This window comes from Streptomyces sp. NBC_00425 (assembly GCF_036030735.1).
In the GTDB taxonomy this organism is placed as follows: domain Bacteria; phylum Actinomycetota; class Actinomycetes; order Streptomycetales; family Streptomycetaceae; genus Streptomyces.
In genome coordinates, this window is the sequence record NZ_CP107928.1 from 4,597,056 (window position 1) to 4,617,546 (window position 20,491).

At 71.4% G+C, this 20,491-nt stretch carries 17 protein-coding genes; 9 read left to right on the forward strand and 8 right to left on the reverse strand.

The window, feature by feature from the left end:
* Positions 1-281: 281 nt before the first annotated feature.
* Positions 282-1,106 (reverse strand): Fic family protein, encoded by an 825-nt coding sequence (locus OHS82_RS19655; protein WP_057577823.1) that lies wholly within the window; start codon positions 1,104-1,106, stop codon positions 282-284.
* A gap of 101 nt (positions 1,107-1,207) precedes the next feature.
* On the opposite strand from OHS82_RS19655, the gene OHS82_RS19660 reads away from it, so the two are divergent.
* Positions 1,208-2,194 carry an ATP-binding protein gene (locus OHS82_RS19660; RefSeq protein WP_057578130.1) on the forward strand — a complete coding sequence of 329 codons (987 nt, stop codon included), beginning with the start codon at positions 1,208-1,210 and terminating at the stop codon, positions 2,192-2,194.
* A 95-nt stretch (positions 2,195-2,289) separates the two neighbouring features.
* On the opposite strand, the gene OHS82_RS19665 is transcribed toward OHS82_RS19660, so the two are convergent.
* A complete protein-coding gene (locus OHS82_RS19665) occupies positions 2,290-3,570 on the reverse strand; it encodes a polysaccharide deacetylase family protein (protein ID WP_057577824.1) in 1,281 nt (426 codons plus the stop codon).
* 336 nt (positions 3,571-3,906) lie between these two features.
* On the opposite strand from OHS82_RS19665, the gene OHS82_RS19670 reads away from it, so the two are divergent.
* From OHS82_RS19670 to OHS82_RS19695, 6 genes are all read left to right on the forward strand, one after another.
* Positions 3,907-6,768 (forward strand): bifunctional SulP family inorganic anion transporter/carbonic anhydrase, encoded by a 2,862-nt coding sequence (locus tag OHS82_RS19670; RefSeq protein WP_328434222.1) that lies wholly within the window; start codon positions 3,907-3,909, stop codon positions 6,766-6,768.
* A gap of 425 nt (positions 6,769-7,193) precedes the next feature.
* The gene (acs, locus tag OHS82_RS19675; protein ID WP_057577826.1) at positions 7,194-9,155 is read left to right on the forward strand and encodes an acetate--CoA ligase; all 1,962 of its coding nucleotides are present in this window, start codon (positions 7,194-7,196) and stop codon (positions 9,153-9,155) included.
* A gap of 303 nt (positions 9,156-9,458) precedes the next feature.
* Positions 9,459-10,925, forward strand: a complete 1,467-nt coding sequence (gene nhaA / locus OHS82_RS19680; protein ID WP_057577827.1) for a Na+/H+ antiporter NhaA — start codon at positions 9,459-9,461, stop codon at positions 10,923-10,925.
* A gap of 173 nt (positions 10,926-11,098) precedes the next feature.
* On the forward strand, positions 11,099-11,587 hold the full coding sequence (locus OHS82_RS19685; protein WP_057577828.1) for a phage holin family protein: 489 nt from the start codon (positions 11,099-11,101) through the stop codon (positions 11,585-11,587).
* Positions 11,584-12,534 (forward strand): alpha/beta fold hydrolase, encoded by a 951-nt coding sequence (locus tag OHS82_RS19690; protein ID WP_328434223.1) that lies wholly within the window; start codon positions 11,584-11,586, stop codon positions 12,532-12,534. Before OHS82_RS19685 ends, OHS82_RS19690 begins: the two co-directional genes overlap by 4 nt.
* A 150-nt stretch (positions 12,535-12,684) precedes the next feature.
* A complete protein-coding gene (locus OHS82_RS19695; RefSeq protein WP_079041174.1) occupies positions 12,685-12,867 on the forward strand; it encodes a hypothetical protein in 183 nt (60 codons plus the stop codon).
* Between the two features lie 117 nt (positions 12,868-12,984).
* Here the strand turns inward: OHS82_RS19695 and OHS82_RS19700 are convergent, their stop codons facing one another.
* From OHS82_RS19700 to nth, 3 genes are all read right to left on the reverse strand, one after another.
* Entirely contained in the window at positions 12,985-14,184 is a 1,200-nt protein-coding gene (locus OHS82_RS19700; RefSeq protein ID WP_057577830.1) for a MarP family serine protease, read from the reverse strand.
* Positions 14,185-14,197: 13 nt separating this feature from the next.
* The gene (locus OHS82_RS19705) at positions 14,198-14,893 is read right to left on the reverse strand and encodes an NUDIX hydrolase (RefSeq protein WP_057577831.1); all 696 of its coding nucleotides are present in this window, start codon (positions 14,891-14,893) and stop codon (positions 14,198-14,200) included.
* A 226-nt stretch (positions 14,894-15,119) separates the two neighbouring features.
* Positions 15,120-16,202 (reverse strand): endonuclease III, encoded by a 1,083-nt coding sequence (gene nth / locus OHS82_RS19710; protein ID WP_328434224.1) that lies wholly within the window; start codon positions 16,200-16,202, stop codon positions 15,120-15,122.
* Between the two features lie 329 nt (positions 16,203-16,531).
* Between nth and OHS82_RS19715 the strand changes: the two genes are divergently transcribed.
* Together OHS82_RS19715 and OHS82_RS19720 are read left to right on the forward strand one after the other, a co-directional pair.
* Positions 16,532-17,206, forward strand: coding sequence for a Crp/Fnr family transcriptional regulator (locus tag OHS82_RS19715; RefSeq protein ID WP_020129286.1), 675 nt, complete (start codon positions 16,532-16,534; stop codon positions 17,204-17,206).
* A 272-nt stretch (positions 17,207-17,478) separates the two neighbouring features.
* Positions 17,479-18,297, forward strand: a complete 819-nt coding sequence (locus tag OHS82_RS19720) for a nucleotidyltransferase (RefSeq protein WP_057577833.1) — start codon at positions 17,479-17,481, stop codon at positions 18,295-18,297.
* Between the two features lie 43 nt (positions 18,298-18,340).
* Here OHS82_RS19720 and OHS82_RS19725 read toward each other — a convergent pair whose 3' ends face one another.
* The 3 genes from OHS82_RS19725 to OHS82_RS19735 are packed head-to-tail and all read right to left on the reverse strand — an operon-like array spanning position 18,341 to position 20,390.
* Positions 18,341-19,171: an MBL fold metallo-hydrolase gene (locus tag OHS82_RS19725; protein WP_328434225.1), complete on the reverse strand. Its 831-nt coding sequence runs from the start codon at positions 19,169-19,171 to the stop codon at positions 18,341-18,343.
* The gene (locus OHS82_RS19730) at positions 19,168-19,515 is read right to left on the reverse strand and encodes a hypothetical protein (protein WP_328434226.1); all 348 of its coding nucleotides are present in this window, start codon (positions 19,513-19,515) and stop codon (positions 19,168-19,170) included. The genes OHS82_RS19725 and OHS82_RS19730 overlap by 4 nt, the downstream gene beginning before the upstream one ends.
* The gene (locus OHS82_RS19735) at positions 19,512-20,390 is read right to left on the reverse strand and encodes an NUDIX hydrolase (protein ID WP_057577836.1); all 879 of its coding nucleotides are present in this window, start codon (positions 20,388-20,390) and stop codon (positions 19,512-19,514) included. Before OHS82_RS19735 ends, OHS82_RS19730 begins: the two co-directional genes overlap by 4 nt.
* Positions 20,391-20,491: the final 101 nt, after the last annotated feature.

Here is a 20,491-nt window from a genome sequence, read left to right on the forward strand (position 1 = left end):
GCGCATGAGAACCGGGCACCCACGCGACGTCGACCCGTCGATTACGGGCCAGCCGCACCAGGTCACGGGCAAAGTCCCGACCTGATGGGCATATATCGAGGACGCTTGGTAACCGGGTGATCATGCCAGCGGCGGTACGAGGACTCGTACCGCCGCAACCCTTTGCACGGCCCCCGCGCGGGGCCTTTTTCATGCCCCTGCGCCCACGCGCGCGCGAATGCCGCTACCGCTCCGCATGCCCCGGGTGTCGTCACCACGCTCCGCGCGCGTGAAGCGTCGCCTCACGCCGCTCCCCGCTGCAGCGCCTCGCACACCGCCGTCGACTCGCGGGCGCCCAGCTCCACGGCCTTGCCGCAGTGGGTGATCCACGCCGCCATGCCGTCCGGGGTGCCGGACACATAGCCGTCCAGGGCCGCGAGGTACGCCGCACGGCCGAGCTCGGCGTGGCCGACCTCGGCGGGGCAGACCGACTTGGGGTCGAGGCCGCTCCCGATCAGGACGACGCGCTCGGCGGCCCGCGCCACCAGACCGTTGTGGGAGGTGAAGGGGCGCAGCGCCAGGAGTTCCCCGTGCACGACCGCGGCCGTCACCAGGGCGGGCGCGGACCCTCCCGCGATGATCAGCTCGGACAGACCCTCCAAGCGGCCGGCCAGCTCGTCCGCGCCCGGCAGCGGCAGTTCGATCAGCGGTTCGTCGACCGCCTCCCCGGCGTGGCGCGGGCGACCGACCTCGTCACCGTCGCTCGCGGCGGCGACGAGGTGCAGGCGCGCCAGCACCCGTAGGGGCGACTGCCGCCAGATGGACAGCAACTGGCCCGCCTCCGCGGTGAGCCGCAGCGAGGCGCCCATGACGCGCGCCTCGCCGTCCACACCGAAGTCGCTACGACGGCGCACCTCCTCCAGGGCCCAGTCCGCCCCGGACAGCGCCGCCGAGCCGCGGGCTCCGCGCAGAGCGGCCTCGGACGTGACCGCGCCGCTGCGGCGGCGCATGACGCGGTGACCGTAGACCCGGTCCACGGCCTTGCGGACGGACTCCACGGACTCGGCCACTCCGGGCAACGAGCCCAGGGCCGCAAGCGGATCGGCGGACGCGCCTGTCGTACTCATGAGTACGACACTACGCAACCGGTGCCCGCACCCCACGAAGGAGTGGTCTTCTTCACGCACTCCTGTCACCTACAGCTATGCGGTCACTACGCTTGGTGAACATGAAAATTGCTTTCGTCGGGAAGGGCGGCAGCGGCAAGACGACGCTGTCCTCCCTCTTCATCCGTCACCTCGCCGCCGGCGGCGCACCCGTCATCGCGGTCGACGCGGACATCAACCAGCACCTCGGCCCAGCGCTCGGCCTCGACGAGTCGGACGCCGCCGCACTGCCCGCGATGGGCGACCGGCTGCCGTTGATCAAGAACTATCTGCGCGGTTCCAATCCCCGTGTCGCCTCGGCCGAGACGATGATCAAGACGACACCGCCCGGCGAGGGCTCACGTCTGCTGCGGGTGCGCGAGGACAACCCGGTGTACGACGCGTGCGCCCGGTCGGTGGAACTCGACGGCGGCGCCGTCCGTTTGATGGTCACGGGGCCTTTCACGGAAGCCGACCTGGGGGTCTCCTGCTACCACTCCAAGACGGGAGCGGTGGAGCTGTGCCTGAACCACATGGTGGACGGTCGTGACGAGTACGTCGTGGTGGACATGACCGCCGGCTCGGATTCCTTCGCCTCCGGCATGTTCACCCGCTTCGACATCACGTTCCTCGTGGCCGAACCGACCCGCAAGGGGGTCTCCGTCTATCGCCAGTACAAGGAGTACGCCCGCGACTTCGGTGTCGAGCTGATGGTCGTCGGCAACAAGGTGCAGGGCCGGGACGACATCGACTTCCTCCGCGCCGAAGTCGGCGACGACCTGCTCGTGACGGTCGGGCACTCGGACTGGGTGCGTGCGATGGAGAAGGGCCGGCCGCCCCGGTTCGAGCTCCTCGAGGACGCCAACCGTCACGCCCTGAACCTGTTGCGGACGACCGCCGACTCGGCGTACGGCAAGCGGGACTGGGACCGCTACACCCGCCAGATGGTGCACTTCCACCTCAAGAACGCCGAGTCCTGGGGCAACGAACGCACCGGGGCCGACCTGGCGGCGCAGGTCGACCCCGACTTCGTCCTGGGGGAAGGCGTCACCGCCGCAGCCTCCGTGTGACGGAGACGACCGCTCCCCTTCGGCAGGCGCCTCGTCGGCGGCGCCTGCCGTGACCGGCGGCACCCGTGCCGGCCGGCGTCGGCCGTCCTCGTCGGCTACTGCCTCGCCGCCGGCGCCCCGGGCACTCCCTTGGGGGCCGGAGCCGGGTGGCCGGAGAGGAAGGACGCCCAGCCCTGCTTCGGGGCCTCGCCCACGTCCAGGGTGCGCATCCTGGCGAGGACCGCCGGGTCCTGGGCGTCCAGCCAGTCGGCCAACTGCCGGAAGGACACGCAGCGCACGTCGGGTTTGTTGCAGACGTGCTCGACGACCTGCTCGACGGCGCGCATGTACGTGCCGCCGTTCCAGGACTCGAAGTGGTTGCCGATGATCAGCGGCGCGCGGTTGCCGTCATAGGCCCGGTCGAAGCCCTTGAGCAGGCTCTCGCGCATCTGGTCGCCCCAGTAGGCGAACTTGGCCCGGTCGCCCTGGGTGGCGGTGCCGGACTGGTTGACCATGTAGTTGTAGTCCATGGTGAGCTGCTCGTAGCGGTGGCCGGGGAAGGGCACGAGCTGCATCGAGAGGTCCCACAGGCCCTGCTTCTTGGCGGGCCAGACCTGGTTGTTGACGCCGCTGGTGTCGTAGCGGAAGCCGAGCCTGCGCGCGGCCGTCATGAAGTTCTTCTGGCCCTCGAGGCAGGGCGTGCGCGCGCCGACGAGCTCCTTGTCGTAGTCGAAGGGCAGCGGGGCCGCTTTCTTCATGCCGGTGTTGGTCTTCCAGGTCTTGACGAACTGTTTGGCCTGGTCGATCTCGTCCTTCCACTCCTCGACGGACCACTCGCCGACGCCGCCGTTCTTGCCGCAGAAGTGGCCGTTGAAGTGGGTTCCGATCTCGTTGCCCTCCAGCCACGCCAGGCGCAGCTGCTTCACGGTGTCGGCGATGCCCTGCTCGTCGTTGAACCCGATGTCCGAGCGGCCCGGCGAATGCTGCGGCGGCTTGTACAGGTCGGCCTTCTCCCCCGGCAGCATGTACACGCCGCTGAGGAAGTAGGTCATGGTCGCGTGGTTGTCCCTGGCGACCTTGCGGAAGTGGGAGAACAGCTTCTGGCTGTCCTCGCCGGCGCCGTCCCAGGAGAAGACCACGAACTGTGGCGGCTTCTGGCCCGGCTTCAGGCGTTCGGCTCTGGGCAGGTGGGGCTGCGCTCCGGTGTACGCGGTGGAGCCGTCGCCGATCAGCCTGACGAGGCTCTTGGGCGCCGGAGCCGGCTTCGCCTTCTCCGCCCCCGCAACCCCTTCCTCGGAGCCATGGGAACCACCGGTTCCCGTGGCGCAACCGGCGAGCGATGCGGCTACGGCCGCGGCGACCACTGCGCCTACGGCGATCCTCTGGGTGGCGGCCATGTTCCGCCCACCTTCTTCCTTCTCTCGGCCAACGCCGACGACGGCGTTCTCTGACGACGCGCCGGAACGAGCCGACGGCGCCGTCAAGATCGCATGAGACCGAGAGGGAATTAATACGACAAGCCGATGAAAAGACCACTTCACCCTTTTAGGCGAACTCCTGCCCTATTTGCCGCAAAAATCCATGCTTGACCTTTACTCTGCATTACGATTCGTTTACCGAGCGTTGAAATTCATCCCGCCGCTGCACGCCGTGACCCACGGCCGCGACCGCCCCCGCCACAGCCGGGGGACCACCTGTTCCGCGACCGCGCTGCCCCGGAGGAGACGGGAACCATGTCCGCCTGCGTCCCCACCCGCACCACCGCCCACTCGACGCACACGAAGCGCGTCCAGCAGCCCCACAGTCCGCCACCGCCCCCTCGTCGCCGCTTCCGTGTCGCGGGCGCCGACGTGTCCGCCTCGATCGCGGTGTTCCTGATCGCCCTGCCGCTGTCCCTCGGCATCGCCCTCGCCACCGGCGCGCCCCTTCAGGCCGGCCTCGTGGCCGCCGCCGTGGGCGGGATCGTCGCCGGCTGGATCGGCGGGTCGCCGCTCCAGGTCAGCGGCCCCGCGGCGGGTCTGACCGTCGTCACCGCCGATCTCATCCAGCGCTACGGATGGCGGACGACCTGCGCCATCACCGTCCTCGCCGGACTCGCCCAACTGGGCCTCGGCTGCCTGCGCGTGGCGCGCACGGCCCTCGCGGTCAGTCCCGCCATCGTGCACGGCATGCTCGCCGGCATCGGCGTCACCATCGCCGTAGCCCAGCTCCATGTCGTCCTCGGCGGCAACCCGCAGAGCTCCGTCCTCGACAACCTGCGCAGTCTGCCGCCCCAGTTGGCCCACCTGCACCCGTCGGCCGTCGTCGTGAGCGCGCTGACGCTGGCCCTGCTGCTGCTCTGGCCGCGTATCCCCGGCCGGGCGGGGCGTCTGCTCAACAAGGTGCCCGCCGCACTGGTCGCGGTCACCGGCGCCACCACGATGGCCGCGCTCGCCGGCCTCACCCTGCCGAAGGTCGACCTGCCGTCCTGGAGTAGTCACGCCCTGGCCGGGCTCCCCGAGGGACCGGTGCTCGGGCTGGTGGCCGCCGTCCTCACCACCACGCTCGTCTGCAGTGTCCAGTCGCTGCTCGGAGCGGTCGCCGTGGACAAGATGATCGCCACCCGGCCCGGCCTGCTCGGCTCCCGCTCCGCCCGCGTCGGCCGCTCCGATCTGGACCGCGAGCTGCTCGGCCAGGGCGCGGCCAACATCGTCTCCGGCGCACTCGGCGGACTCCCGGTCGCGGGCGTTGCCGTGCGCAGCTCGGCGAACGTCCGAGCCGGTGCCGTGAGCCGGAACTCCACGATGCTGCACGGCGTTCTCGTAGTAGTCGCCGCGCTGCTGATGGTCCCGATCCTGGATCTCATCCCGCTCGCCTCACTCGCCGCCCTGGTGATGGCCGTCGGCATCCAGATGGTGTCCCTGCACCACATTCGCACGGTGACGCGCCACCGAGAGGTACTGGTGTACGCCGTCACCACCCTCGCAGTGGTGGTCCTCGGCGTCCTCGAAGGCGTGGCCCTCGGCATCGCCGTGGCCGTCGCGGTGGCCCTGCACCGCCTCGCCCGCACCCGCATCACGCACCATGAGAAGGAAGGAGCCCATCACGTACAGGTCAGAGGCCAGTTGACGTTCCTCGCGGTGCCGCGGCTCAGCCGCATCCTGCACCTCGTCCCCCAAGGAACCCATGTCGTGGTCGAGTTGGACGGCTCCTTCATGGATCACGCCGCCTACGAGTCACTGCAGCACTGGCAGAAGACGCACACCGCACACGGCGGCTCGGTCGACCTGACCGGACGGCGCTCCGCCTTCGGGGGCAGAGTCCTCGAGGCTGCCGTCGCCGAAGGCGCCGGCCACGGCCAGGAAGCGGGCACGGCCCTCGCCGACTGCCGCTGCCGACCCTGGACGCCTTGGCGCAACCACCAGTGCGAGCAACCGCGTTCCGCTCCCCTGTCACTCGACCACGGTGCCGGGGACGGTGCGGACGGTGGCTTGGGCGGCGGTACCGGCAGCGGTACGGCCGGCATGTCCGGCAGCTCGGAGTCGACACCGGCGGCCGGGCAGCCGGTCGGAGGGCACGGCGAGCCGCTGCACGGTGAACCGACGCATGGCGAACCAACGCATGACGAACCACCGCATGGCGAACCGGTTCACGGCCTCACGCGCGACAGTGAATCCGACGGGTCGGCGGCCGGAGCCGGGGCCGACGAGGCCCGGCCGGGGTTCGACGGGCCCGCCGATGCCGACGGCATTCCCGAGGTCGGCAGTGTTCCCGGCAACGGCGCCTCCGCCCGCACCGGGAGGTCCGCTGACGGCCACGCAGACGCCTGGGCCCGCCGGACCGCCGGGACCGCCGGCACCGGCGGAGCCGTGGGGTCCGGGAGCGGAACCGAGGCGCGGACGTCCGGGCCGAGCGCACGTCGGCTCGTCCGTGGGATCAGCGCGTTCCAGCGCAACACCGCGCCGCTGGTGCGGGGCGAGCTGGCTCGACTGGCGCGGGAGGGGCAGCAGCCGTCCCAGCTGTTCCTCGCCTGCGCCGACTCACGACTGGTCACGTCGATGATCACCTCCAGTGGTCCAGGCGACCTGTTCGTGGTGCGCAATGTGGGCAACCTGGTGCCCCCGCCCGGCGAGGACAGCGGGGACGACTCGGTGGCCGCCGCGATCGAGTACGCGGTGGACGTGCTGAACGTGCGGTCCATCACGGTGTGCGGGCACTCGGGGTGCGGAGCCATGCAGGCGCTGCTCACCTGCGAGCCCGGCGCGGCACGCACTCCACTGAGACGGTGGCTGCGGCACGGCCTGCCGAGCCTGGAGCGGATGGCCGACGCCGGCCGTCCGGTCGCCCGGCTGGCCGGACGGGCCGCGGCGGACACGGTCGAGCAGCTGTGCCTGACCAACGTCGTCCAGCAACTGGAGCACCTGCGGACGCACCCGTCCGTGACTCGGGCGCTGCAGGCCGGGGCGCTGGAGTTGCACGGCCTGTACTTCCACGTCGGCGAAGCGCAGACGTATCTGCTCACCGAGGCCGGGCAGGGCGACGGCGAGGTCTTCGACCACGTGGGGGTGACGGATGCAGGGGTGTCGGACGCAGGAGTGACCGACGTGTCCGCCTGAGCCTCGACGCGCATACGTCAACACACCGCGCACCGTTGCCCTTCCGGACTCGGACGGGAGGGCAACGGCCCCTGCGGAGAGGGGCGGGCGGTGTGAGAGGCGTTACACCCGCTGAACTCCTTCCGCTCCGTGTCCGTGGGTACGGATGACCCCTGGCTCACCGTGGCGGGGGCGAGCACCTCGTGTCACCCCGGCCCGCCCCGATACCGACCCCGTCCCGGCCTCCGTCCCGGCCCCCCGCCCGCGACCCGGACGCTCCACCCGGTCCCGGACAGGTCTAAACCAATTATTCGTCGGCCCTTGTCACCGGCCCCTCGGGTCTGATGAGCTGTGGCCTGGGACACAACGGACACGGACACCCTTCGAGAGGGAGATGTCGTGAACAACGAAAGCCTGGCCAACCTGCTGGGGGAGGAGAGTGGCGTATGACCGAGTCTCCTTCACTTTCCAACCTGCTCAAGGAAGAGCGCAGGTTCACGCCGCCCGCCGAGCTGGCGGCCCACGCCAACGTCACGGCGGAGGCGTACGAGCAGGCCAAGGCTGACAGGCTCGGCTTCTGGGCCGAGCAGGCCCGTCGGCTCGCCTGGGCCAAGGAGCCGACCGAGACGCTGGACTGGTCCAACCCGCCGTTCGCCAAGTGGTTCAAGGACGGCGCGCTCAACGTCGCCTACAACTGCGTCGACCGGCACGTGGAGGCCGGCAACGGAGACCGGGTCGCCATCCACTTCGAGGGTGAGCCGGGCGACAGCCGCGCTCTCACCTACGCGGAGCTCAAGGACGAGGTGTCCAAGGCCGCCAACGCCCTTCTGGAGCTGGGAGTTCGCAAGGGCGACCGGGTCGCGGTGTACATGCCGATGATCCCCGAGACGGCGATCGCGATGCTCGCCTGCGCCCGGATCGGCGCGGCGCACTCCGTCGTCTTCGGCGGCTTCTCGGCGGACGCGCTGGCCACCCGGATCCAGGACGCGGACGCCAAGGTCGTCATCACGTCCGACGGCGGTTACCGGCGCGGCAAGCCGTCCGCGCTGAAGCCGGCCGTCGACGACGCCGTCGCGCGCGTGGACAGCGTCGAGCACGTCCTCGTGGTGCGGCGCACCGGCCAGGAGGTGGCCTGGACCGAGGGCCGGGACGTGTGGTGGCACGAGGCCGTCGACCGGCAGCCGACCGAGCACACACCCGAGGCGTTCGAGGCCGAGCACCCGCTCTTCATCCTCTACACCTCCGGCACCACGGGGAAGCCGAAGGGCATCCTGCACACCTCCGGCGGCTACCTCACGCAGACCGCGTACACCCACCACGCGGTCTTCGACCTCAAGCCCGAGACCGACGTGTACTGGTGCACAGCCGACGTCGGCTGGGTGACCGGCCACTCGTACATCGTGTACGGGCCGTTGGCCAACGGCGCGACGCAGGTCATGTACGAGGGCACACCCGACACCCCCCACCAGGGCCGCTTCTGGGAGATCGTGCAGAAGTACGGGGTCACGATCCTGTACACGGCGCCGACCGCGATCCGCACGTTCATGAAGTGGGGCGACGACATCCCCGCGAAGTTCGACCTCAGCAGCCTGCGCGTGCTGGGCTCGGTCGGGGAGCCGATCAACCCCGAGGCGTGGATCTGGTACCGCAAGCACATCGGGGGCGACCGCACGCCCGTCGTGGACACCTGGTGGCAGACGGAGACCGGCGCGATGATGATCTCGCCGCTGCCGGGCGTGACGGCGACCAAGCCGGGGTCGGCGCAGACGCCGCTGCCGGGCATCTCCGCGACCGTCGTCGACGACGAGGCCAACGAGGTGCCGAACGGGGGCGGCGGCTATCTGGTCCTGACCGAGCCGTGGCCGTCGATGCTGCGCACCATCTGGGGCGACGACCAGCGGTTCCTCGACACGTACTGGTCCCGCTTCGAGGGCAGGTACTTCGCGGGCGACGGGGCGAAGAAGGACGACGACGGGGACGTATGGCTCCTCGGGCGCGTCGACGACGTGATGCTGGTGTCGGGCCACAACATCTCCACCACCGAGGTGGAGTCCGCGCTGGTGTCCCACCCGTCCGTCGCCGAGGCGGCCGTCGTGGGCGCCGCGGACGAGACGACCGGACAGGCCATCGTCGCCTTCGTCATCCTGCGCGGCACGGCGAACGCGGAGGACGAGCAGCTCGTCGCCGACCTGCGCAACCACGTCGGCGCCACGCTCGGCCCGATCGCCAAGCCGAAGCGCGTCCTGCCGGTCGCGGAGCTGCCGAAGACCCGCTCCGGCAAGATCATGCGCCGGCTGCTGCGGGACGTCGCGGAGAACCGACAGCTGGGTGACGTCACCACGCTGACCGACTCCACGGTCATGGACCTCATCCAGGCCAAGCTCCCCGCCGCACCCAGCGAGGACTGAGCCCCGGGAGGCCTCCCTCGGGGGTCCCCGCGGACACGCTCGCCACCAGGGCCGTCCGGCGCGTGCTGCGCCGGGCGGCCCTTTGCGCGCCTGCGCGTCCGCACCCGGGGCCGCCCCATTCCCTGCCCGCGAGCGGCACCCGAGCCGCACCCGAGGGAGACCCGTGCCCTGCACAGGAGCCGCACGCTCCTGATGCGTCCCGCCGTGCCGCGGGTAGGCTCAGGAAGAAACGTGAACCTCAGGTGCGCCGGGAAGTCTGGTCGGCATGTGCTCAGCCCTGCCCACCGACCGGAGGTCTCCCCCGTGAACGCGCCCCGCCCCCCGGCCCCCTCCCCCCGCAAGGTGTTCGGACGGCTCTCCCTCCCCGAACGGAACTTCGTCGCGGACGCCCTGCGCACCGAGACCGTCGGCGGGGTGCTGCTGCTCGCGGCGGCCGTGGCCGCGCTGATCTGGGCGAACGTACCCGCACTGCACGACGCCTACGAGAGCGTGAGCCACTTCCACCTGGGTCCCTCGGCCCTCGGACTCCACCTGTCCGTGGAGCACTGGGCGGCCGACGGTCTCCTCGCCGTGTTCTTCTTCGTCGCCGGCATCGAACTCAAACGCGAACTCGTCGCCGGTGACCTCAAGGACCCGAGGGCCGCCGCGCTCCCGGTCGCGGCCGCCCTGAGCGGCATGGCCGTGCCGGCGCTCGTCTACACGCTCACGAACCTCACGGGCGGCGGCGACATGAGCGGCTGGGCCGTGCCCACGGCCACCGACATCGCGTTCGCGCTCGCCGTGCTCGCCGTCATCGGCACCTCGCTGCCGAGTGCGCTGCGCGCCTTCCTGCTCACCCTCGCCGTCGTCGACGACCTCTTCGCGATCCTGATCATCGCGGTCTTCTTCACGAGCAGCATCAACCTGGCCGCGCTCGGCGGCGCGGCCGCGGGGCTCGTCGTCTTCTGGCTCCTGCTGCGCTCGGGCGTACGCGGCTGGTACGTGTATCTGCCGCTCGCGCTGATCGTGTGGGCGCTGATGTACAACAGCGGCGTCCATGCCACGATCGCCGGCGTCGCCATGGGGCTGATGCTGCGCTGCACGACGCGCGACGGCGAGGAGCGCTCCCCCGGCGAGCGGATCGAGCACCTGGTGCGGCCCTTCTCCGCCGGGGTCGCGGTCCCGCTGTTCGCCCTGTTCAGCGCCGGGGTGACCCTCTCGGGCAACGCCCTGGCGGACGTGTTCGGCCGGCCGGAGACGCTGGGCGTAGTGCTCGGCCTCGTGATCGGCAAGACGCTAGGCATCTTCGGCGGGACCTGGCTGACCGTCCGTTACACCCGGGCTTCGCTCAGCGAGGACCTGGCCTGGGCGGACGTCTTCGCCGTCGCGTCCCTCGCCGGCATCGGTTTCACCGTCTCGCTGCTGATCGGGGAGCTGGCCTTCGAGGGCGACGCGGCCCTGACCGACGAGGTGAAGGCCGCCGTCCTGCTGGGCTCGCTGATCTCGGCGACCCTGGCGACGGTGCTGCTGAAGCTGCGCAACGCCCGGTACCGCCGGATGTGCGAGACGGAGGAGCGCGACGAAGACCTCGACGGCATCCCCGACGTCTACGAGCAGGACGACCCGGCGTACCACCTGCGGATGGCGGAGATCCACGACCGCAAGGCCGCCGAACACCGCCGGACGGCCGAGGAGATCGGCCGGCGGATCGCCCAGGAGGATGCCGCCGCGCGCCACGGGCTTGCCGAAGTGCCGGGCGGGGCAGGCGAGGACGGCGACCGTCCGGCATGATCTGACGGGACGGTACAAAAGAACCCGGAACCGAAACCGGAAACGAACCCGGAAACGACCGGCTCCGAAACTGGAAACGAACCGGGCCCGAAGCCGGGCAGAAGCCGGAAACGCATCCGGCACCCCGGCCCTCGGGACCCGGAAACACAGAGCAGCAGGAGAGGGAGAACGCGATGAGCGCACCCGACGGCAGCCCGGTCGGCGCCGAACGCAGCATCGGCCAGCTGTTCGCCTCGGCGACGACCGAATTGTCGGCGCTGGTGCATGACGAGATCGCGCTGGCGAAGGCGCAGTTGAAGCAGGACGTCAAGCGCGGCGCCGTGAGCGGCGGGGCGTTCTCGGTGGCCGGCGCGGTCCTGGTGTTCTCCCTGCCGATGCTGAACTTCGCCCTGGCGTACGGCATCCGGACCTGGAGCGACTGGAACCTGGCGATCTGCTTCCTGCTGTCCTTCGCGGCGAACGTGCTGGTGGCGGTCGTCCTGGTAATGATCGGCGTGGTCTTCGCCAAGAAGGCGCAGAAGGGCAAGGGGCCGCAGAAGGTGGCCGCGTCCATGAAGGAGACGGCGGGCGTCCTGCAGAACGCCAAGCCGCACCCGCGGCCCGAGCTGCCCCAGGAGCGGGCGCCGGAGGCCCTCGAGGCTGTGGCACGCTCGTCGTCATGACGGACCCCGCGCTTCCCTCACCGCCGCCCGCCTCGCTCGTACGGCCGGACGCGGTCTTCGGCACGCCGGTCACCCACCGCGAGGTCGCCGCGAACGGCGCGCGGTTCCACATCGCGGAGGCGGGTGACGGTCCGCTCGTCATGCTCGTCCACGGCTTCCCGCAGTTCTGGTGGACGTGGCGGCACCAGCTGGTCGCGCTGGCCGACGCCGGTTTCCGCGCCGTGGCCATGGACTTGCGGGGCGTGGGCGGCAGCGACCGCACGCCCCGCGGCTACGACCCGGCCAACCTCGCCCTCGACATCACCGGCGTGATCCGCTCCCTGGGCGAGCCGGACGCCGCGCTGGTCGGCCACGACCTCGGCGGCTACCTGGCGTGGACGGCGGCCGTGATGCGCCCCAAGCTCGTGCGGCGGCTCGTCGTCGCGTCGATGCCGCATCCCCGGCGCTGGCGCTCGGCGATGCTGGCCGACGTCCGGCAGACCGCCGCGAGTTCCCACATCTGGGGGTTCCAGCGGCCGTGGATCCCGGAACGGCAGCTCACCGCCGACGACGGCGAGCTGGTGGGCCGGCTGATGCGGGACTGGTCAGGGCCGCGGCTGCCGGAGGACGACGCGGTGGAGACCTACCGGCGCGCGATGTGCATCCCCTCCACCGCGCACTGCGCCGTCGAGCCGTACCGGTGGCTGGTGCGCTCGCTGGCGCGTCCGGACGGCGTCCAGTTCTACCGGCGTATGAAGCGGCCGGTGCGGGTGCCCACGCTGCATCTGCACGGCTCCCTCGATCCGGTGATGCGCACCCGCAGTGCGGCCGGTTCCGGCGAGTACGTCGAAGCGCCGTACCGCTGGAGGCTGTTCGACGGACTCGGGCACTTTCCGCACGAGGAGGATCCGGTCGCGTTCTCCACTGAACTGGTCAGTTGGTTGAAGGATTCCGAACCCGACCGGTGACCGTTCGATCGCGATCGGTACACCGTTCGGCCGGGCCCGGACATCCGGCTCGGCACACCTGTACGACGATCAGCCAAATGCCTGACGCATAGGCCAATTGGCGGCTGCCCGGGCGGTTATCGACCTTGGGGCAGGGGCAGACGTCCGGGTATGGGCTGGACGCACGACTACAGTGACGCAGGACGCAACCGCCGCTCGGCCAGTGGCCTGAGCCCCCACCGACGAGGCGCGGACCCGCAACTTCCGGATTCCGATCTCCGGGTGGGCATCCCGCGCATCCTGCGCCGCCGGGCCCGCTGGGTCTCGGTCCGCCTGCGCCACCCTCGAGGCTGACACAGGCCGCGGGCGGCCCTGGGCGAACGCGGCCGAAGCCCCCGTACCGCAACCGCAACCTCGTATGCACCTCGTATGCATTAGGCGAGGAGAGCGCTGAGAGTGCGGAGCGCGCGGTCAGAGAGCGCAGCTGTCGCTGTCCACCTGCTGCCCCGCGGTGCGTCCCGTGGAGATGTCCTGCTGGATCTCGTCCGCGGTGAGGGCGTAGCCGGTTTCGGCGTCGTCCAGGGACTTCGCGAAGACCACGCCGTACACCTTGCCTTCGGGGGTGAGGAGCGGGCCTCCGGAGTTGCCCTGGCGGACGGTCGTGAACAGCGAGTACACGTCACGGCGCACGGTGCCGCGATGGTAGATGTCGGGACCGTTGGCCGTGATGCGCCCGCGTACCCGCGCGGCGCGCACGTCGTACGACCCGTTCTCCGGGAAGCCCGCGACGATCGCGCTGTCGCCGCTCGCCGCGTCCTCGGTGGCGAACCGCAGGGCCGGCGCGTCGAGATCCGGCACGTCCAGGACCGCGATGTCGCGTTTCCAGTCGTACAGCACGACCGTGGCGTCGTACTTGCGTCCCTCACCGCCTATCTGGACGGTGGGCTCGTCGACCCCGCCGACGACGTGCGCGTTGGTCATGACCCTGCGCTCGCCGAACACGAACCCGGTGCCCTCCAGGACCTTGCCGCAGCTCTCCGCGGTGCCCATGACCTTGACGATGGAGCGCTGGGCGCGCTTGGCCACCGCACTGTTCGCCAGCGCCGGGTCGGGCGGCCGGACGTCGGTGATCGGCTCGTTGGAGAACGGGCTGAAGACCTGCGGGAAGCCGTTCTGCGCGAGGACGGAGGAGAAGTCGGCGAACCAGGTGTCGGCCTGGGCGGGCAGCGCCCGGGACACCCCTTGCAGCACGTTGGAGCTGCGGACCTCCTTGCCGAGGGTCGGCAGGGTGGTGCCGGCCAGGGCGGAGCCGATCAGCCAGGCCACCAGCAGCATCGCCACGACGTTGACCAGCGCGCCGCCCGTCGCGTCCAGCGCGCGGGCCGGGGACCAGGTGATGTACCGGCGCAGCTTGTTGCCGAGATGGGTGGTGAGCGCCTGGCCGATCGAGGCGCAGACGATCACCACGATCACCGCCACTACGGCGGCCGTGGTGCTCACCTCGGACTTCTCGGTCAGCGCGTCCCAGATCACGGGCAGCAGGTAGACGGCGACGAGGCCGCCGCCCAGGAAGCCGATCACCGACAGGATGCCGACGACGAAGCCCTGGCGGTAGCCCACCACCGCGAACCAGAGGGCGGCGACCAGCAACAGGATGTCCAGCACATTCACGGGGCTCACCCTGTCATGACCGCCAGTCCAGCGGGACCTGCTTCTCACGGTCCCAGGGCAGCTCCCAGCCCGCGAAGTGCAGCAACCGGTCGATGACACCGGCCGTGAACCCCCACACAAGGGCGGATTCGACCAGGAATCCCGGGCCGTGGTGACCGCTCGGATGCACGGTCGTGGCCCGGTTGCCCGGATTCGTGAGATCCGCCACGGGGACCGTGAAGACCCGGGCCGTCTCACCGGGGTCGACGACGCCCACGGGGCTCGGCTCACGCCACCAGCCCAGCACCGGGGTGACGACGAAGCCGCTGACCGGGATGTACAGCTTGGGCAGCACGCCGAAGAGCTGGACGCCGGACGGATCGAGCCCGGTCTCCTCCTCGGCCTCGCGCAGGGCGGCTCTGAGCGGGCCGTCGCCGTGCGGGTCGCCGTCCTCCGGGTCGAGGGCGCCGCCCGGGAAGGAGGGCTGGCCCGCGTGGGAGCGCAGGGAGCTCGCCCGCTCCATGAGCAGCAGCTCGGGGCCGCGGTCGCCCTCGCCGAACAGGATCAGGACGGCCGACTGGCGCCCCGCGCCGTTCGCCGGGGGGAGGAAGCGGCTGAGCTGGGGCGGCTGGACGGTCTCCACGGCGCGCACCACCGGATCCAGCCAGGCGGGCAGGCCCTCCTTGCTGACCGTCACCGAACCGCCCTGGGTATCGCTCGCTCGCGTCATCGCCACACCACCCCCCGTTCTGCCGAGTCCAACGCCCGGACACCGGCAGATCGTTCCGCGGGTCCCTTGTCGATCACCACGGAGGCAGAGCGCCGCTCAGCACCCGCCTCGATCGGCACGGAGGCAGAGCGCCGTTCAGCACCTGCGTCGACCGCCACAGCGGCAGAGCGCCGTTCAGGACGCGCCTGCCCCGCCGCGGTGGGCCCCGCGGCCGTCAGCTCTCGCGTCATCCGGCCCCCAGCGGCGGGGCCGGCTTCCCGCCCGCGTCCAGGTAGGACTGGGGCGGGTTCAGCCGCTGGCCGGGGAAGCCGCCCTTCTCGTACTTCAGGAGCTTCTTCGCCTTCTCCGGGTCCGTCTCCCCCTCCCCGTACGCCGGGCAGAGGGGGGCGAGGGGGCAGGCGCCGCAGGCGGGCTTGCGGGCGTGGCAGATGCGGCGACCGTGGAAGATCACGTGGTGCGAGAGCATCGTCCACTCGCTCTTGGGGAAGAGCGCCGCTATCTCGGCCTCGATCTTGTCCGGCTCCGTCTGCTCGGTCCACTGCCAGCGCCGTACGAGCCGTTGGAAGTGCGTGTCCACGGTGATCCCGGGCCTGCCGAACGCGTTGCCCAGCACCACGAAGGCGGTCTTGCGGCCGACGCCGGGCAGCTTCACCAGGTCCTCGAGCCGGCCGGGGACCTCGCCGCCGAACTCCTCCACCAGGGCCTTGGAGAGGCCGATCACCGACTTGGTCTTGGCCCGGAAGAAACCGGTGGGACGCAGGATCTCCTCCACCTCCTCCGGGTCGGCGGCGGCCAGGTCCTCCGGGGTGGGGTACTTGGCGAAGAGGCCGGGAGTCGTCTGGTTCACCCGGAGGTCGGTGGTCTGGGCGGACAGGACCGTGGCGACGAGCAGCTGGAACGGATCGACGAAGTCCAGCTCGGGGTGCGCGTAGGGGTAGATCTCCGCGAGCTCGCGGTCGATACGGCGGGCGCGGCGGACGAGGGCGGTGCGGGACTCGGGCTTCCTGACGACGGCCTTCGCTGCCGTGGCGGACTTCTCGCCGGCGACCCGCTTGGCCGGAGCCTTCTTGGCCGGCGCCGTCCTGCCCGGAGCCTGCTTGGCCGGGGCCTTCTTGACCGAAGCTTTCCTGGCCGGGGCCTCACCTGCGGCGGTTTCCGTGGCCGGGGACTTCTTCACCGGCGGTTTCCGTGCCGCCGCCTTCTTCGCCGGAGCGGACCCGTCTGCGGCCCCACGGCCGCCGCTCTGTTCCCCGGAAGCCTTTTCGCCGGCTGCTCCGCCGGTCGTTTCCACGGCTTTCTCACCAGGCATCTCGTTTGCCACCTTTGCCGTTTTCCTACCACCACCAGAGTTCTGTTCGCCCACAGCGGAAACGCGACGTACAACCACCCGCCCAGCCCCCTAGGCCTGTGCTCTCACCGGCGTTTTGGACACTCGGCCAGCCTAAAGCCCGGGACCGACATCCGCCCCGGACCCTGAAGATCAGCCCCCAATTGGACCCCTGCCGCTTACCTCAGGACATGTGTGCGGCATCCTTGTGACAGATCACACTGTTTGGACCTTCCGGCAGAGTGGGGAACACGGTCCCCTGGTACTCGGGGGAGCAAGATCCCCCGAGCAGGTCGACAAGGAGAGAACTCGTGGACGACGTTCTGCGGCGCAACCCGCTCTTCGCGGCACTCGACGACGAGCAGGCCGCGGAACTGCGCGCCTCCATGAGCGAGGTGACCCTGGCCCGCGGCGACTCCCTGTTCCACGAGGGCGATCCGGGCGACCGGCTCTACGTCGTCACCGAGGGCAAGGTCAAGCTCCACCGCACCTCCCCGGACGGCCGGGAGAACATGCTGGCCGTGGTGGGCCCCAGCGAGCTCATCGGAGAGCTGTCGCTCTTCGACCCGGGTCCGCGGACGGCGACGGCCACCGCCCTCACCGAGGTGAAGCTGCTCGGCCTCGGCCACGGCGACCTCCAGCCCTGGCTGAACGCCCGCCCGGAAGTGGCCACCGCACTCCTGCGCGCCGTCGCCCGGCGCCTGCGCAAGACCAATGACGCCATGTCCGACCTGGTGTTCTCGGACGTTCCCGGCCGTGTGGCCCGCGCCCTTTTGGACCTCTCGCGCCGCTTCGGCGTGCAGTCCGAGGAAGGCATCCACGTCGTCCACGACCTCACCCAGGAGGAGCTGGCACAGCTCGTCGGCGCCTCGCGGGAGACCGTGAACAAGGCCCTGGCGGACTTCGCCCAGCGTGGGTGGCTGCGCCTGGAGGCACGCGCCGTCATCCTTCTCGACGTAGAGCGACTGGCCAAGCGCTCGCGCTAGCCGCCAGCCGTCGGCTGCTGGCCGCTGCCCGCTGCCCGCTTCCGAGGGGTGACGCCGGTCGCCGTGACCGACCCTGGGGGCCCACCCGCCCCCAGGCCCCTGCCGACGCCCCTGAGCGGCCGCCTCGTGCGCTCCAGGGGCGCGGGCTTTCACGGCGCGGCCGCGCCGGACCTCCGCCGAGCCGGCGCCCGCGTCTGCGCCCCTCGTATGCACCCGAGCCCGCGCCCGAAAATGATCCGCCGTGCCGCCGTCACGCGCAGCACAGTGGCCCCATGGCAGAAACGCTTCCGTCCAGAGGTCTCGACGCCCAGGGGTTCATCGCGCGCGAAGGCTCCCTCGCGCGCGTGCCGACGGTCTTCCGCCCCGTCGTCGCGACCGCCCGTGACCGCCTCCTCGACCTCTTCGCGGCGCAGCTGCACAGCGCGTACCTCTACGGGTCGATCCCGCGCGGCGCCGCGCGCGTGGGGCGCAGCGACCTCGACCTGCTGGTGGTGCTGCTCGACGAGCCGACCGCACGGGACCGGGCGGCGGCCGATGCGCTCGACGAGACCCTCGACAGCGAGTTCCCGCAGATCGACGGCTGCGGGACGCTCCTGGTCGACCGTCCGCGCGTGCTGAGCGACCTGGAGACGCACGACCTGGGGTGGTTCGTGGCCTGCCTGTGCACTCCCCTGCTCGGTGCGGACCTGGCCGAGCACCTCCCCCGCTACCGCCCCGACTCCCTCCTCGCGCGCGAGACCAACGGCGACCTCGCCCGGCTCCTGCCGCGCTGGCGCGAGCGCATCGCCGCGGCGGACTCCGAGGGCGCCCGGCGGTCTCTCGTGCGGTTCATGTCCCGGCGTCTCGTGCGGACCGGCTTCACCCTCGTCATGCCCCGCTGGAACGGCTGGACGAGCGACCTCCACGAGATGGCGGAGGCCTTCGGCGCCTACTACCCGCGGCGCGCGGAGCAGCTGCGGGCCGCGGCCGTCCTCGGGTACGAGCCCCGGGACGACCGCGCAGTCCTCTCGTCCTACGTCGACGACCTGGGCCCCTGGCTCGCCCTGGAGTACGCGCGCGTGCACGGCGTGAAGGCCCCGAGACCCGACTGACCCGACCCGGCGAGGGGAGCCGACCCGTTCCCTGCGGTGCGGGTCAGATGAGCCCGCGCTCCGTCAGGTACTCCAGCTGGGCCCGCACCGACAGTTCCGCCGCCGGCCACAGCGAGCGGTCGACGTCGGCGTACACATGGGCCACGACGTCGGTGGGGTTGTGCCGGCCGTTCTCGACCGCGGTCTCGACCTGGGCGAGGCGGTGGGCGCGGTGGGCGAGGTAGAACTCGACTGCGCCCTGGGCGTCCTCGAGCACCGGGCCGTGGCCCGGAAGGACCGTGTGGACGCCGTCGTCGACCGTGAGGGACCGCAGCCGCCGCAGGGAGTCCAGATAGTCGCCCAGGCGACCGTCGGGGTGCGCCACGACGGTCGTTCCCCGGCCCAGGATCGTATCGCCGGTCAGGACGGCCCGGTCGGCCGGGAGATGGAAGCACAGGGAGTCGGCGGTGTGGCCGGGCGTCGGGACGACCCGCAGCTCCAGGCCGCCCACGGCGATCACGTCCCCGGCGCCCAGGCCCTCGTCGCCGAGCCGCAGCGCCGGGTCCAGGGCCCGCACCTTCGTGCCGGTCAGCCCGGCGAAACGGACGGCGCCCTCCGCGTGGTCGGGGTGGCCGTGGGTCAACAGGGTCAGCGCGACGCGCTTGCCGGCCCGCCCGGCGGTGTCCACGACGGCGCGCAGATGGCCGTCGTCCAGGGGGCCCGGGTCGATCACGACCGCCAGGTCGGAGTCGGGCTCGGAGACGATCCAGGTGTTCGTGCCGTCCAGGGTCATGGCGGACGCGTTCGGGGCGAGGATGTTGACCGCGCGCGCGGTGGCCGGGCCCGAGAGGGCTCCGCCGCGGGGCTGGCCGGGCAGGGCGGCTGCGTCGGTCATGCCGGGACCCCTTCCCTGGCGCCAGGGACAACGTCGCGGTGGCGGTCGGCGGCCGCGACGACGCCCCCGTACGGCCGACGGGCGCCAGTCCCGCGCGGGCCGGACGGCGCGACCGCGCCCGTGACGCGCGTGCTCACCGTCTCCTTGCCCATGATGCGAGTACCCATGGCGCGGGTGTCCATGGCGCCGGTGCCCGTCATGCGCGTGCCCGACACGAGGACGGGTGTCTTGCGGACGGTTGTCGCGGGGACGTCGGTCGCGCGGAGCGCTGTCGCGGGGACGTCCCTCATCCGGAGCGCTGTCGTGCGGACGGCCGGGCGCCGAGCCGTGCGGAGGGCCGTCATGCGGGCCCCCTTCCCGTGGTCTCGGCGCCGATCCGCTTGGTGAACTCGTCGTGTCCGGGCCAGGAGAGCACGACCTCGCCCTCCACCAGCCGGGCCTGCGCCAGGACGGGGGCGAGGTCGAGGTCCGGGGCCGCGGCGAGCGCTTCCGCCGCCGTGGCGTACGGGGTGAGCCGGCGCAGGGTCGCGATGGTGGGCGGCATCATCAGCAGCTCGCCCTTGTCGTACGAGGCAGCGGCGTCCGCCGGGCGGATCCACACCGTGCGGTCGGCCTCCGTGGACGCGTTGCGGGTGCGCTGTCCTTCCGGCAGCGCGGCCACGAAGAACCAGGTGTCGTAGCGGCGGGGCTCGAACTCCGGGGTGATCCAGCGCGTCCAGGCGCCCAGCAGATCCGACCGCAGGACGAGGCCGCGGCGGTCGAGGAACTCGGCGAAGGACAGCTCACGGGCGGCCACCGCGGCCCGGTCCGTCTCCCATTCGGCGCCCGTGATGTCACCGACGACCGAGTCGGGCGTCGGCCCCGCGAGCAGGACGCCGGCCTCCTCGTACGTCTCGCGCACGGCCGCGCAGACGATCGCCTGTGCGGCCGTCTCGTCGACGCCCAGCCGCTCGGCCCACCACGCACGCGTGGGGCCCGCCCAGCGCACGTGCCGGTCGTCGTCACGGGGGTCGACGCCGCCACCGGGATAGGCGTACGCGCCTCCGGCGAAGGCCATGGAGGCGCGTCGGCGCAGCATGTGCACCACGGGGCCGCCGTCGGTGTCCTTCAGGAGCATGACGGTGGCCGCGCGCTTCGGGACGACCGGAGTGAGCTCGCCGTCCGCCAGCGCGCGGATGCGTTCCGGCCAGTCCTGGGGGAACCACTGCCCATTCGCCATGGGCGCGAGGCTATCCCGTGGTGCGCGAATGTTCGAGAGCTCCCCGAGGTCAGCGCGCTCCCACGGAACGCCTGCTCGACGCCGGGGAACGGCGGGACAGG